Genomic DNA, 14,407 nt, shown 5'->3' with positions numbered 1-14,407 from the left:
AGACACCGTCATGTTGCATATTTTCTGTCCCCACTGCGGCGAGCTGCGCTCCGAAGAAGAGTTCCACGCCTCTGGCCAGGCGCACATCGCCCGCCCGCTGGACCCCAACGCCTGCTCCGACCAGGAGTGGGGCACGTACATGTTCTACCGTGACAACCCGCGCGGTATTCACCACGAACTGTGGGACCACGTTGCCGGCTGCCGTCAGTATTTCAACGTCACCCGTAACACCGAAACCTACGAGATCCTGGAAACCTACAAGATTGGCGAGAAGCCGCAAGTCAGCGCCCGTGAACACACACCGGCGCGCTCGGCTGCTGTAAACGAACGGGGAGTCAACGTATGAGCCAGACCTATCGCCTCGCCAGCGGCGGCCGTATCGACCGCAGCAAGGTGTTGAACTTCACCTTCAACGGCAAGACTTACCAGGGCTATGCCGGCGACAGCCTGGCGGCGGCTTTGCTGGCCAACGGCGTCGACATCGTCGGCCGCAGCTTCAAGTACTCGCGTCCGCGCGGCATCATCGCCGCAGGCACCGAGGAGCCGAACGCCATCTTGCAGATCGGCTCCAGCGAAGCCACCCAGATCCCCAACGTGCGCGCTACCCAGCAAGCCCTGTATTCGGGCCTGGTCGCCACCAGCACCAATGGCTGGCCGAACGTCAACAATGACGTCATGGGTATCCTGGGCAAGGTAGGCGGCAGCATGATGCCGCCGGGCTTCTACTACAAAACCTTCATGTACCCCAAGTCGTTCTGGATGACTTACGAGAAGTACATCCGCAAGGCAGCCGGCCTTGGCCGCGCGCCGCTGCAGAATGATCCGGACAGCTACGACTACATGAACCAGCACTGCGACGTGCTGATCGTCGGTGCAGGGCCTGCTGGCCTGGCGGCAGCCCTCGCGGCTGCGCGCAGCGGTGCTCGCGTGATCCTGGCCGACGAGCAGGAAGAGTTCGGTGGCAGCCTGCTGGACACCCGTGAAACCCTCGACGGCAAGCCGGCCGCTGAATGGGTCAGTGGCGTCATCAAGGAGCTCGAAGGCCTGCCGGAAGTGACCTTGCTGCCACGCGCCACGGTCAACGGCTACCACGACCATAACTTCCTGACCATCCATGAGCGCCTCACCGACCACCTGGGCGACCGTGCTCCGCTCGGCCAGGTGCGCCACCGCGTGCACCGTGTACGGGCCAAGCGTGTGGTGCTGGCCACCGGCGCCCACGAGCGCCCGCTGGTGTACGGCAACAACGACGTGCCAGGCAACATGCTGGCCGGCGCCGTTTCGACCTATGTTCGCCGCTACGGCGTAGCGCCTGGCCGCAAGCTGGTGCTGTCGACCAACAACGACCATGCCTACCGTACTGCGCTGGATTGGCACGATGCAGGTTTGCAGGTGGTGGCCATCGCCGATGCCCGCCACAACCCACGGGGCTCGCTGGTCGAAGAAGCGCGTGCCAAGGGTATTCGTATCCTCACCTCCAGTGCTGTCATCGAAGCCAAGGGCAGCAAGCACGTCACGGGTGCTCGGGTGGCCGCCATCGATGTGCAGGCCCACAAGGTCACCAGCCCTGGCGAAACCCTCGAGTGCGACCTGATCGCCACCTCCGGGGGCTATAGCCCTGTGGTTCACCTGGCTTCGCACCTGGGCGGCCGTCCGGTATGGCGTGAAGACATTCTGGGCTTCGTGCCGGGCAATGCCCCGCAAAAGCGTGAGTGCGTTGGCGGCATCAACGGTGTCTATCCGTTGGGCGATGCCATTGCCGACGGCTTCGAAGGCGGCGTGCGTGCAGCCACCGAAGCAGGCTTCAAGGCGACCGTAGGCACCTTGCCGAAAACCGTCTCGCGCAAGGAAGACGCCACCCTGGCGCTGTTCCAGGTGCCACACGACAAGGGCACCGCACGTGCGCCTAAACAGTTCGTCGATCAGCAGAACGACGTGACGGCCGCTGCCATCGAGCTGGCTACCCGTGAAGGCTTCGAGTCGGTCGAGCACGTCAAACGCTACACCGCATTGGGCTTCGGTACCGACCAGGGCAAACTGGGCAACATCAACGGCCTGGCCATTGCGGCGCGTTCGATGGGCATCACCATTCCGGAAATGGGCACCACCATGTTCCGCCCCAACTACACGCCGGTGACATTCGGCGCGGTGGCCGGTCGTCACTGTGGGCACCTGTTCGAGCCCGTGCGCTTCACGGCCCTGCATGCCTGGCACGTGAAGAATGGCGCCGAGTTCGAAGACGTTGGTCAGTGGAAGCGCCCGTGGTACTTCCCCAAAGCCGGTGAAGACATCCACGCCGCCGTTGCCCGCGAATGCAAGGCGGTGCGTGACAGCGTCGGCTTCCTGGACGCCTCCACCCTGGGCAAGATCGATATCCAGGGCCCGGATTCGCGTGAGTTCCTCAACCGCGTGTACACCAACGCCTGGACCAAGCTCGATGTGGGCAAGGCGCGCTATGGTCTGATGTGCAAGGAAGACGGCATGGTGTTCGACGACGGCGTAACCGCCTGCGTCGGCGACAACCACTTCATCATGACCACCACCACTGGCGGCGCGGCGCGCGTGTTGCAATGGCTGGAGCTGTACCACCAGACCGAGTGGCCAGACCTGAAGGTGTATTTCACCTCGGTGACCGACCACTGGGCGACCATGACCTTGTCCGGGCCGAACAGCCGCAAGCTGCTCAGCGAACTGACCGACATCGACATGGACAAGGAAGCCTTCCCGTTCATGACCTGGAAGGAAGGCAACGTCGGTGGTGTGCCAGCCCGTGTGTTCCGTATCTCGTTCACCGGTGAGCTGTCGTATGAAATCAACGTGCAAGCCAACTACGCCATGGGCGTGCTGGAGCAGATCGTCGAGGCAGGCAAGAAGTACAACCTGACACCGTACGGCACCGAGACCATGCACGTGCTGCGTGCCGAGAAGGGCTTCATCATCGTCGGCCAGGACACGGACGGCTCGATGACGCCGGACGACCTGAACATGAGCTGGTGCGTGGGGCGCAACAAGCCGTATTCGTGGATTGGCCTGCGCGGCATGAACCGTGAAGACTGCGTGCGTGAAAACCGCAAGCAGCTGGTTGGCCTGAAACCGATCGACCCTAACCAGTGGCTGCCCGAAGGCGCTCAGCTGGTGTTCGATCCGAAGCAGCCCATCCCGATGGACATGGTTGGCCACGTCACCTCCAGCTACGCCGCCAACTCCCTGGGCTATTCGTTCGCCATGGGTGTGGTCAAGGGCGGCCTCAAGCGCATGGGCGAGCGTGTCTACTCGCCTCAGGCCGATGGCAGCGTGATCGAGGCGGAAATCGTGTCTTCGGTGTTCTTCGATCCGAAGGGTGAGCGGCAGAACGTTTGACTCCGGGCCCCTGGGGAGCAGGCCAGGCCGGGTCGCAGGCCGGCCGGCTCCTACAGGCGCGGTGCAGACACCGAGGTTCATGCACGCTCAGTAAGCGCCGGCTCGCCGGCGATGAGGCTGGCAGAGCTTGCTGGACCGGGTGTCTGCATCCCATCGACGAACAAGAATTCAAGGCAGGTATGAAATGAGCGCTATCAACGTCTTCGAGCAAAATCCCGGCGCCTCGGCCAAGGCCGAGTCGCCATTGCACCACGCCGACCTGGCAAGCCTGGTGGGCAAGGGCCGCAACAACGCCGGCGTGACCCTGCGCGAGCGCAAGTTCCTCGGCCACCTGACCCTGCGTGGCAACGGTCATGATCCCGCCTTTGCCGGTGGCGTACACAAGGCCCTGGGCCTGGAGTTGCCGGTGGCATTGACCGTCGTGGCCAACGGCGACCTGTCGCTGCAATGGGTCGGTCCTGACGAGTGGCTGCTGATCGTCCCGGGTGGGCAGGAAGTGGCGATTGAGCAAAAGCTGCGCGCTGCCCTTGAAGGGCAACACATCCAGGTGGTCAATGTCAGCGGTGGGCAGAGCCTGCTGGAGCTGCGCGGCCCGAACGTGCGCGATGTGCTGATGAAGTCCACCAGCTACGACGTGCATCCGAACAACTTCCCGGTCGGCAAGGCTGTCGGCACGGTGTTCGCCAAGTCGCAGCTGGTGATTCGGCGTACTGCCGAAGACACCTGGGAGCTGGTCATCCGCCGCAGCTTCTCCGATTACTGGTGGATGTGGCTGCAGGACGCATCGGCCGAGTACGGGCTGGCCATCGAAGCTTAAGGAGAACTGCCATGAGTCGGGCACCGGATACCTGGATTCTCACCGCCGACTGCCCGAGCATGCTCGGTACCGTCGACGTGGTGACGCGTTACCTCTTCGAGCAACGCTGCTACGTGACGGAGCACCATTCCTTCGATGATCGGCTGTCCGGGCGCTTCTTCATTCGCGTGGAGTTTCGCGTGCCTGACGGCTTCGACGAAGACGGGTTGCGTGCAGGCCTTGCCGAGCGCAGCGAGGCGTTTGGCATGGCGTTCGAGCTGACGGCCCCCAACCATCGCCCCAAGGTGGTGATCATGGTGTCCAAGGCCGACCATTGCCTGAACGACCTGCTGTATCGCCAGCGTATCGGTCAACTGGGCATGGACGTGGTGGCGGTGGTTTCCAACCACCCCGACCTCGAGCCGTTGGCACACTGGCACAAGATTCCCTACTACCACTTCGCGCTCGACCCGAAGGACAAGCCTTCACAAGAGCGCAAGGTATTGCAGGTGATCGAACAGACGGGCGCCGAGCTGGTTATTCTCGCGCGCTACATGCAGGTGCTCTCGCCCGAGCTGTGCCGCCAGCTCGATGGCCGCGCGATCAACATCCACCACTCGCTGCTACCGGGTTTCAAGGGCGCCAAGCCTTACCACCAGGCGTACAACAAGGGTGTGAAGATGGTCGGGGCCACGGCGCATTACATCAACAATGACTTGGACGAAGGGCCGATCATCGCCCAAGGTGTCGAAGTGGTGGACCATACCTATTACCCCGAAGACCTGATCGCCAAGGGGCGAGACATCGAGTGCCTGACCCTGGCACGGGCGGTGGGATACCACATCGAAAAGCGGGTGTTCCTCAACGCCAACCGCACGGTCGTTCTTTAGCGTTTTTGCTGGCCTCCTCGCCGCTTGGGTCGCGGCGAGGCTCGCCTCTGCCTCTCCCTGTGTGTGCGCCTTATCTTCCCGCGACAAACCTGCCGCTAAAAGGCATCTCCCTGTCGCTCCCAGTCAGTGCATCGGGCCCCATCCGGCCCACAATTCCCCCATTCCAGAAACACATGCCGCCCATGGATGGCGGCGCGTTCAACCACCGCTGCATAAATACAAATCAAGCGAGGTAAGAGCATGTCTGGCAATCGTGGAGTGGTATATCTCGGCGCCGGCAAGGTCGAGGTGCAGAAGATCGACTACCCGAAAATGCAGGACCCGCGCGGCAAGAAGATCGAGCACGGCGTGATCCTGAAGGTGGTCTCCACCAACATCTGCGGCTCTGACCAGCACATGGTCCGCGGCCGCACCACTGCCCAGGTCGGCCTGGTTCTGGGCCACGAAATCACTGGTGAAATCGTCGAGAAGGGCAGTGACGTCGAGCGCATGCAGATCGGCGATCTGGTCTCGGTGCCATTCAACGTCGCCTGCGGCCGTTGCCGTTCCTGCAAGGAAATGCACACCGGTGTCTGCCTCACCGTAAACCCGGCCCGCGCCGGTGGTGCCTACGGTTATGTGGACATGGGCGACTGGACCGGTGGTCAGGCCGAATATGTACTGGTGCCATACGCCGACTTCAACCTCCTGAAGCTCCCTGAGCGCGACAAGGCCATGGAGAAGATCCGTGACCTGACTTGCCTGTCCGACATTCTGCCAACCGGTTACCACGGTGCCGTGACTGCAGGCGTAGGCCCAGGCAGCACCGTCTATGTTGCAGGTGCCGGCCCTGTGGGCCTGGCTGCCGCTGCTTCGGCTCGCCTGCTGGGCGCTGCCTGTGTGATCGTGGGCGACCTGAACCCTGCTCGCCTGGCTCACGCCAAGTCCCAGGGTTTCGAAGTGGTCGACCTGTCCAAAGACACCCCGCTGCACGAACAGATCGTGGACATTCTTGGCGAGCCGGAAGTGGATTGCGCCGTCGACGCCGTCGGCTTCGAAGCCCGTGGCCACGGCCATGAAGGTGCCAAGCACGAGGCGCCGGCCACTGTTCTTAACTCGCTGATGCAGGTGACCCGAGTTGCCGGCCAGATCGGTATCCCTGGCCTGTACGTGACCGAAGACCCGGGCGCTGTAGACGCGGCTGCCAAGATCGGTGCACTGAGCATCCGTTTCGGACTGGGCTGGGCCAAGTCGCACAGCTTCCACACCGGGCAGACGCCAACCATGAAGTACAACCGCCAGCTGATGCAGGCGATCATGTGGGACCGCATCAACATTGCCGAAGTGGTGGGTGTGCAGGTGATCAACCTGGATCAGGCGCCGGAAGGGTATGGCGAGTTCGATGCAGGTGTGCCGAAGAAATTCGTGATCGACCCGCACAAGATGTGGGGCGCGGCGTGACGGGCTTCGCAACGGTATAAGAAAGCGCCACGCATGGGAGTGCGTGGCGTTTTGCGTTTGGCTGGATCATTCGCCCTGAGTCGTTCTGGGGTTACCACGGACATGAGTGGTAAGGTCCTGAGGATCCAATGCGCTCTTCAGCAGTCTTCCACCCTCGTTCAACATACCGCGCTGTCGTTCCACCAGTGTGTTGAGGTGCAGTCCACCCGCTTCCGTCGGAAGTAGATCTTGTAACGTTTGCAACGTCCGTAGATCTTTTTCATTGGCTTTATATCGGGCCAAATTTTCCTTCAATATGGCCCCTTTTCCACCGCCCAGATCCTGGTTTACCGGTACGCTGTTAAGCGTTCGAGTTTCATATCGATAGAGGGTATCCGGCTGCCAGGTTTTTGAGTAATACTTGCTGTTCCCTTGTTTCACGATCTTCGTCGAGGGCGGCACTTTGCTACCCGCTGTAAACCTGGTTACAGTCGTTGTGGGCTGTCGCTTGATTTGTTTGAAAATTTCAATAACGAGCGTGGCATGGCCTGAGGGATCGACCGCGTTCACCGGGTCGTTCGTACAGTAGGCGTAGCTATTCAGGCCGCCTTCGCCAAAGGGGCTGAGACTGTCTGCTGCGATAAATCTGCCAAGGCTAGGAGAGTAAGCGCGGTATCCTTGCCCCAGTAGATAGCATCTGGCAGTTGGTTCCAACGCCTCACCATTAAAGCCTGTCGCCACTCGCGTTGAAGGCAAGGTGGGATCATGTCCGTAAGCTGAATAGCTGTGGGGAGGCTCCTCATCGTCGCTCAGCACAGAGAGCACAGAACCCTTGTCGTCGGTTGTCAGCAGCCCGGCGGTTGTTGTGGCCCCCGTGAGTTGTTCTGCCAAAGGCGCTTCAGCGCCGCGCAGGATCGTACGAGTGACGGCGTCCTCCCGGACGGTACTCAGCTTGTTGCCTTGGTAGAATAAAAGCGAACTGTTCGGTGCTTTGCTCATGGTTCAACTCCCTGCCGTGCGGGGTGAATGGAGGTTGCTCTAAGCCCATTCTGAACAGCCACAGGGATTTAGGTACTGGCAGAAATGACAGTTTTGGAAGCTCACACGGAACCTGTAGGAGCGGGCCCGCCCGCGAAGAGGCCAGCCCGCCCTAGCCATCACTCAGCGCATCATCCCCAACTCCGCATCGTCCAACAGCGCCTTGGCCAGCGCGCTTAGATAATGCGAAGCCCAAAGCAACTGCGGCTTGTTGTCCATCAGGCCGTCAATGGTCCAAATCCCGTGCATATACGATTTTAAGCGTGAGGAATGACCTGTAGTGGGGCCACAACCAGCCTGCTGTCAAACAAGAAGGCGGCAGCTGTACATGGGTTGACAGACCGGTAGGTCAAACAAAACCCGGCGCACGTGAAGTGCCCCATGCACAGCTGCCATAGAGGTTAAGCCATGTGTTTGACGAAGGCGGCCTGTCAAAGCCGGTCGCTGATTTTGCAACGACCGGCCGAGACTAGAGCCCATCCCGGATCACCGCAACGGCTTAAACGGCTTGGAAGCATATTTCTGAAACGTCCTACAAGTAAGCGGAAAAATCGGAAAACTGGCGGCGTTAGGCGCGCTGATCCGCTGGTCCGGTTGGGCATTACCTAATATAACAATCTGTCTTCACGGATCTTTGCGTTCGCTTCTGGTGGGTGACTACCGCTGTCGGCATTCGAAGAGCTCCAGGCTGGACGCGTGGACTCAATTTCACGTCTGAAGTGATCAATTGAATTTTGCTCGTCGCGCATTAGTGCTCTTCCCGCTTTCGCTGCACCATCCTTAATTTTTTTGATGTTGATGTTAATATCACTTACGTAGTCATCAAGGACGCTACGCGCTCGGGAAGAACCATGTGAACTGCTAACCCCTGGTAAGCTCGAGAGCTGCTCAGGATTTGTACTGATAGACAGGGTTGGGACCTCTGAAGCTCGAGGTGGTTTGTGCTTTGGCTGAGGAGCAGTGCCTGCCGGCTTTATTGTTGGTTGTTTACCCGGTCGGGGTGTAGAAGTATTAAGCGATTTTTTGACGAGCGCCAGTTTGGCTGTCGGCCCGAGTCCCTTGTATCTCGGGAGTAGACCGACTTTAGTAATCGGCCTCGGCATATGTCCCGTAGGATCCTGAAAATTAACCGGGTCACCAGCGCAGTAGTTGTATGCATTAATCCCGCCTTCGCCAAAGGGGGACAGACTGTCAGGACTTAGAAAACGTAGAAGTGACGGTGCATAGCTACGATAACCGACGCCCAGCTGATAATACTTTGTGAACTGCTCTATGGCCTGGCCGTTGAATCCAAGTAAGATTTTTGCTGGCTGGAGTGTTGCGCAGAAGCCATAGGCAGAATAAACGTGCGGTCCGACGTCTTTCATACGGGTGTGCTCCTGTCAGAATGCGCATAGCTCTCGCTCTTTTAAAGCGGCTGCTCTGAGTATCCCGGTGATCTCCGTATGCCGCTACTGGCAGAAGTAACAGGTGATGGATACGGTACGGGTGAACATCTGCGTCGACAGTCGGATAGGAACAAATCCCCCGAACCCCAGTCGAATGCCTCGTTTCCCGGGCCATCCCGGCCTACGAGGTCCCTCCCGATGAAAGCATTCACCCTGGCGACCCTGATGACCCTGGCCGCAAGCCCGGTGTTCGCCTTCAACCTCAGCGATGCGGCCAACGCCGTCTCTGCCATGCAGAACCAGATGCAACAAGGCCAGGTGCAGGCTCCTGCGGCCCAGGCCAATCTGCTCAATACCCTGGGCAGCCAATTGAACATCACCCCCGAACAGGCCATGGGCGGGGCGGGGGCGATGCTAGGGATGGCACGTAACAACCTCAGCACTGAGGAATATGGCCAGTTGACCAAAGCGGTGCCTGGGCTGGACCTGTTGGCTGGGGCCAATGCGCTGGGTGGGTTGAGCGGGCTGGGGGATTTGCTGGGCAAGCACAGCGAAAGCCAGTCGGCATTGAGCAACGCGCTGGGCAACAACGTGGAAAACCGCAGCGACTTGTACAGTGCATTCAAGGCGCTGGGGATGGATGCCGGGATGATCGGGCAGTTTGCGCCGTTGATTCTGCAATACCTCGGCCAACAGGGCATTGCAGGGTCGTTGTTGCAGAACCTGGGTAGCTTGTGGACCGCACCAGCGCCCTTGAACCAGCCTTCGGTCTAGGGCACGGTATGGACAATCCAGGTAGATGGTGAAGGCTGGCGCGGCCCTTTCGCGACACGCGTCCGCTCCACAACAGCCAGCGCAGGCCGCCAGATCATTGGATCAGGCCGCTTCGCTGAAATCCACTAGCCGCACCGGGCGGCGGAAGCCGGCGGTCAGGACGGCCAGGTAGGCAAGGCCCAGCGCGAACCAGCACAGCCCGATCACCAGCGTCAGCGCCGACAGGCTGGTCCACAGCCACAGCGTCAGCCCCAACCCCACCAGTGGCACCACGCCATAGCTCAGCAACCCCTTGGTATTGCGCTGGCTGGCATCGTCCATCAGGTGGGTCTTCACCACCGCCAGGTTCACCGCCGAGAACGCCACCAAGGCGCCGAAGCTGATCAGCGAGGCGAGGGTGGACAAGTCGATCACCAGCGCCAGCAGTGAGAACGCCGATACCACCGCGATGGCGAATACCGGTGTGCCGAGGCGTGGCGACAGGTGGCCGAAGGTGCGCGGGGGCAGCACCCGGTCCCGGCCCATGGTGTAGAGGATGCGCGACACTGCGGCCTGGGAGGCCAAGGCCGAGCCGAGGCTACCGGCGACATAAGCGGCCGTGAAGAAGTTGGCCAGGAACTGGCCGCCCGCCTTGAGCATGACCTCGTTTGCAGCAGCATCGGCATTGGCGAAGGTGCTGCCCGGCAGCACCAACTGGCTCACATAGGCCAGCACGGTGAACAGCAGGCCGGCGAACAGCGTGGTGAGGATGATCGCCCGAGGCACATCACGCCGAGCATTGCGGCTTTCCTCGGCCAGGGTGGAAACGGCATCGAACCCCAAGAACGACAGACACAGCACCGCCGCGCCGGCCATCATCGGACCAAAGCCGGGTGCGCTACCGTCACCTTGCAGCGGCGCCAGCCAGTCGATGGGGTGGCCGTCGCTGAGGGTCTGCCAGGACAGCGCGATGAACACACCAATGAAGACGATCTGCGCGCCCACGATCAGATTGCTGGTCTTGGCCACCGAGCTGATACCAACCACGTTGAGCACGGTCACCAAGGTGATGCAGGCGAGTACGAACGCCCAGGCCGGCACCGCTGGAAAGGCGATATTCAGGAACAGGCCGATGAGCAGGTAGTTGATCATCGGCAGAAACAGATAGTCGAGCAGCAGCGACCAGCCCGCCAGAAAGCCTACGTTCTGGCCAAAAGCCATGTGGGTGTAGGAGTACGCCGAACCCGCGACCGGGAAGCGTTTGACCATAAAGCTGTAGGACGCGGCTGTGAACAGCATGGCCATCAGCGTGATCAGATAGGCGGTTGCCGTACGGCCACCGGTTAGCTCGGTGACGATGCCGTAGGTAGTGAAAATGGTCAGTGGGACCATGTACACCAGGCCAAAGAACACCAGGGCAGGGAGGCCCAGAACACGACGCAGTTGGGGCGGGGCGGAGCTTGATGGGTGGGTCATCGGGCGATCCAGACATTTTTGTAGTTGTGCTGTGATCGATCTTTATCCACAAAAGGGGTGTGTGACAAGAAGTATCAGGGGCCGAATAGACGCCGGACTCTCATTGGCAGGGTGTCCAAGCGTCCAATGCGCCTATCGCCTGGATGCCCCGCGCACCGTCATGACCCCGCAGGACCCAGCATGCCGGCGCCATAGCCATTACAGGCAACAACGTCCCTCATTCCCAACGCAACTGCTCGATCCGTTCATCCTTTTCCAGCCACAGCTGGTTTACCCACGCCTGTACTGCCTGGCGGAAAACAGGATCGCTCTCGTAGTCGCCGGCCCACAACGCTGGGTCGAGCTCACGCACCTGAATGTCGATAATTACCCGGCTGACACTGCCATTGAGCAAGTCCCAGAAACCTGGCGCCTTGTCGCCGGGGTAGACGATGGTGACGTCCAGCAATGCATCGAGCTGCTCACCCAGCGCTGCGAGTACGAACGCCACGCCTCCGGCCTTGGGCTTTAACAGATGGCGGTAGGGTGATTGCTGCTCCTGGCGCTTGGCCTCGGTGAAGCGGGTGCCCTCCAGGTAATTGACCACGGTCACCGGTTGGCGCTTGAACAGCTCGCAGGCAGCCTTGGTGATTTCCAGATCCTTGCCCTTGAGCTCGGGGTGCTTCTCCAGAAAGGCTTTGCTGTAGCGTTTCATGAAGGGATAGTCCAGCCCCCACCATGCCAGGCCCAGCAGCGGCACCCAGATCAATTCCTTTTTCAGGAAGAACTTGAAGAAGGGTGTGCGCCGGTTGAGGCTCTCGATCAAGGCGGGAATGTCCACCCAGCTCTGATGATTGCTGATCGCAAGGTACGAGGTGTCACGGCGCAGGTTTTCGATGCCGCGAATGTCCCATTGGGTGGGGGTGCACAAGGCAAAGATGGCTTTGTCGATTTCCGACCAGGTTTCGGCCACCCACATTACAGCCCCTGATGCATGGTCTCGCCCACGACCAGGTAGCACCAGTTTGAACAAGGCGAACACCAGCAGGGGCCCGATCAACACCAAGGTATTGAGCAGCAGCAAGGTGGCTGTAAGTATGCCGGTCAGCACGCGACGCATAAGGAGACTCTTTCTGTCAGAACCATAACGATCGGCAATGATAAGCAGGGTTGCGAACTACGCCAAACCTCCAATGCCCGGCGGCACGGACAAATGTTTCACATTATGTTGGTTAGGCTTTGGACCGCGAACCTGGGCTGCCTGTGCGGTCTAACCCGTAAATCGATCAAGGAAGCTTGCTTGTGAAATCACTGTTTGCCGTGCTGACCCTGTTGACGCTACCGGTGATGGCCGCCGAGCCTACGCTGTACGGGCGTTACGAGAATATCGCGCTGCCGGAGATTGGCCAGACGCTCAAGGCCAAGATGGATACTGGCGCCTATACGGCGTCACTGTCTGCCAAGGACATCGAGCTGTTCACCCGCGATGGGCAGGAGTGGGTACGTTTCCGTTTGGCAACCAAGGATGCCGACGACAAGGTTTACGAGCACCAGGTCTCGCGCATCAGCAAGATCAAGGGCCGTGCCGATGATGAGGATGAGGGCGATGCACCCGAGAGCGCCAAGCGGCCAGTGGTGGACCTGGAACTGTGCCTGGGAGACGTGAAGCGAACCGTGGAGGTCAACCTGGTGGATCGCAGCAACTTCAATTACCCACTGTTGGTGGGTGCCAAGGCGTTGCGCGAGTTCAAAGGCGCGGTGAACCCTGCCAAACGATTTACCGCTGGCAAGCCTGACTGCTGATTATCGTTGCATGAACGGGCGCATCGCCGCTGACGCACGCCTGCAGGGGCGCCGGATCGCTTCTACACGAGCCGGCTTGACGGCAATAGCCTTCTGTTCAGGCATCGGGTGCGGTGGCGACCATTGACGGCCGTGTGCTCACCTCGGCGTACCAGGCCGCCAGCCCAGGCTGGCGCTCACGCCAGCCAAACGCTGGCTGACGCAAGTCCAGGTACCCCAATGCGCAAGCCACGCCGATTGCTGCCAAATCGAATCCCGACATCAGCTCCGCCAGGTGGGCCTGTTCGAGGTTGGCCAGGCTGCGGCGGATCTTGTCCCCCTGCGCCTCCAACCACCCATCCCAACGTTTCTCGACGGGTCGCACGAACGTTTCGTAGCGGCTCGAGACGGCTGCATCCAGAATGGCATCCGCCTGGGAGGCCAGCGTCATGCGCCGCCAGCGAGCCGAGCCTTCCCGGGGCAGCAGTGGCAACCCCACATGTTGCTGATCCAGGTACTCGCAGATCACCCGGCTGTCATGCAGCACGGTTCCGTCGGCCAGGCGCAGCGCCGGAATCTTGCCGATGGGATTGCCGGCGTTGAGCTGCTCGTCACCGTTGACTGGGCTGATGTTCACAGGCTGCAGTGCCACTCGGTCCAATTGGCCGGTTTCGTGCAATACCACCATGACCTTGCGCACGAATGGCGACAGGGGCGAGTGGAACAGGGTCATAGTGCTCATGCTCAATTCCCTTGCAAGCTGGCCGGCATGCACACGCCCGTCCCGCCGATACCGCAATAGCCGTCCGGGTTCTTGGCCAGGTATTGCTGGTGGTAGGCCTCGGCGAAGTACACAGTGGGTGCTTTGTCGATTTCGGTGGTGATCTGACCGAAGCCAGCCTTGTCCAGCTCGGCCTGGAAGGCCTCGCGGCTGGACTGGGCCTGCTCGAGCTGCTCTGGGCTCGTGCAGTAGATGGCCGAGCGGTACTGCGTGCCGACATCGTTGCCCTGGCGCATGCCCTGGGTCGGGTTGTGCAGTTCCCAGAACATGGCCAGCAGTTCACTGTATCTCACTTTGCTCTTGTCGAAGACCACCAGCACAACTTCGGTGTGCCCGGTCAGGCCTGAGCAGACCTCTTCGTAGGTAGGGTTCGGAGTAAAGCCGCCGGCATAACCCACGACGGTACTGACCACACCCTCACGCTGCCAGAATCGACGCTCTGCGCCCCAGAAACACCCCAGGCCGAAAATGGCGAAATCCACATCTTCGAAGAATGGCCCGAGCAGCGGCGTTTCCTCGAACACGTAGTGGAACTCGGGCAGGCTCATCGGCGTTTCGCGGCCAGGCAGGGCCTGCTCCGCAGTGGGCATGACGTTTTTGTTCACCAGTATTTCCGAACGCAGGACCATGGCCGTTCCTCTGTGTCTATTCAGTTGGATAGCTTCAGGGCCATCGCCGACATGTCCGCTCCCGATCACATGACCTGCGTGATCCAGGTGGGGACGGGCCTGCTCGCGATGTAGCC

Annotated in this window: 13 protein-coding genes and 1 pseudogene; 7 read left to right on the top strand and 7 right to left on the bottom strand. The window is 60.6% G+C overall.

Going from position 1 to position 14,407, the window contains the following annotated elements:
• Positions 1-10 precede the first annotated feature (10 nt).
• The 5 genes from NMB38_RS20185 to fdhA all read left to right on the top strand — a co-directional run bounded on the left by NMB38_RS20185 (position 11) and on the right by fdhA (position 6,486).
• Complete coding sequence (locus tag NMB38_RS20185) at positions 11-346, top strand: sarcosine oxidase subunit delta (protein WP_027913567.1); 336 nt, start codon at positions 11-13, stop codon at positions 344-346.
• Positions 343-3,360 (top strand): sarcosine oxidase subunit alpha, encoded by a 3,018-nt coding sequence (locus NMB38_RS20180; RefSeq protein WP_028686657.1) that lies wholly within the window; start codon positions 343-345, stop codon positions 3,358-3,360. The genes NMB38_RS20185 and NMB38_RS20180 overlap by 4 nt, the downstream gene beginning before the upstream one ends.
• Before the next feature lie 184 nt (positions 3,361-3,544).
• On the top strand, positions 3,545-4,177 hold the full coding sequence (locus NMB38_RS20175; protein ID WP_027913569.1) for a sarcosine oxidase subunit gamma: 633 nt from the start codon (positions 3,545-3,547) through the stop codon (positions 4,175-4,177).
• Positions 4,178-4,188: 11 nt separating this feature from the next.
• Entirely contained in the window at positions 4,189-5,046 is an 858-nt protein-coding gene (purU, locus tag NMB38_RS20170; RefSeq protein ID WP_027913570.1) for a formyltetrahydrofolate deformylase, read from the top strand.
• Between the two features lie 240 nt (positions 5,047-5,286).
• Complete coding sequence (gene fdhA, locus NMB38_RS20165; protein WP_023532721.1) at positions 5,287-6,486, top strand: formaldehyde dehydrogenase, glutathione-independent; 1,200 nt, start codon at positions 5,287-5,289, stop codon at positions 6,484-6,486.
• 66 nt (positions 6,487-6,552) lie between these two features.
• On the opposite strand, the gene NMB38_RS20160 is transcribed toward fdhA, so the two are convergent.
• The 3 genes and pseudogenes from NMB38_RS20160 to NMB38_RS20150 form a co-directional block, all read right to left on the bottom strand.
• A complete protein-coding gene (locus tag NMB38_RS20160) occupies positions 6,553-7,464 on the bottom strand; it encodes an RHS repeat-associated core domain-containing protein (protein ID WP_088522850.1) in 912 nt (303 codons plus the stop codon).
• Between the two features lie 162 nt (positions 7,465-7,626).
• Positions 7,627-7,737, bottom strand: a pseudogene (locus NMB38_RS20155) (DUF3077 domain-containing protein); the annotation flags it as partial.
• A gap of 371 nt (positions 7,738-8,108) precedes the next feature.
• Complete coding sequence (locus NMB38_RS20150; RefSeq protein WP_080992806.1) at positions 8,109-8,870, bottom strand: RHS repeat-associated core domain-containing protein; 762 nt, start codon at positions 8,868-8,870, stop codon at positions 8,109-8,111.
• Positions 8,871-9,089: 219 nt separating this feature from the next.
• On the opposite strand from NMB38_RS20150, the gene NMB38_RS20145 reads away from it, so the two are divergent.
• Positions 9,090-9,665, top strand: a complete 576-nt coding sequence (locus NMB38_RS20145) for a DUF2780 domain-containing protein (RefSeq protein WP_027913571.1) — start codon at positions 9,090-9,092, stop codon at positions 9,663-9,665.
• A gap of 102 nt (positions 9,666-9,767) precedes the next feature.
• Here NMB38_RS20145 and NMB38_RS20140 read toward each other — a convergent pair whose 3' ends face one another.
• Both NMB38_RS20140 and yihG read right to left on the bottom strand, forming a co-directional pair.
• Positions 9,768-11,120, bottom strand: coding sequence for an APC family permease (locus NMB38_RS20140; protein ID WP_027913572.1), 1,353 nt, complete (start codon positions 11,118-11,120; stop codon positions 9,768-9,770).
• A 217-nt stretch (positions 11,121-11,337) separates the two neighbouring features.
• Positions 11,338-12,219, bottom strand: coding sequence for a 1-acylglycerol-3-phosphate O-acyltransferase, YihG family (yihG, locus tag NMB38_RS20135; protein WP_028686655.1), 882 nt, complete (start codon positions 12,217-12,219; stop codon positions 11,338-11,340).
• A 182-nt stretch (positions 12,220-12,401) separates the two neighbouring features.
• On the opposite strand from yihG, the gene rloA2 reads away from it, so the two are divergent.
• Positions 12,402-12,902, top strand: coding sequence for a retropepsin-like aspartic peptidase RloA2 (gene rloA2, locus NMB38_RS20130; RefSeq protein ID WP_028686654.1), 501 nt, complete (start codon positions 12,402-12,404; stop codon positions 12,900-12,902).
• A 97-nt stretch (positions 12,903-12,999) separates the two neighbouring features.
• Here rloA2 and NMB38_RS20125 read toward each other — a convergent pair whose 3' ends face one another.
• Both NMB38_RS20125 and msrA read right to left on the bottom strand, forming a co-directional pair.
• A complete protein-coding gene (locus tag NMB38_RS20125; RefSeq protein ID WP_028686653.1) occupies positions 13,000-13,623 on the bottom strand; it encodes a glutathione S-transferase in 624 nt (207 codons plus the stop codon).
• Between the two features lie 2 nt (positions 13,624-13,625).
• Complete coding sequence (gene msrA / locus NMB38_RS20120; RefSeq protein ID WP_028686652.1) at positions 13,626-14,291, bottom strand: peptide-methionine (S)-S-oxide reductase MsrA; 666 nt, start codon at positions 14,289-14,291, stop codon at positions 13,626-13,628.
• Between the last annotated feature and the right edge of the window lie 116 nt (positions 14,292-14,407).

The organism is Pseudomonas sp. FBCC-B35 (assembly GCF_059133755.1).
Note: the sequence above shows the minus strand (reverse complement) of the source record. Positions and strands in the feature narration are given on the sequence as shown.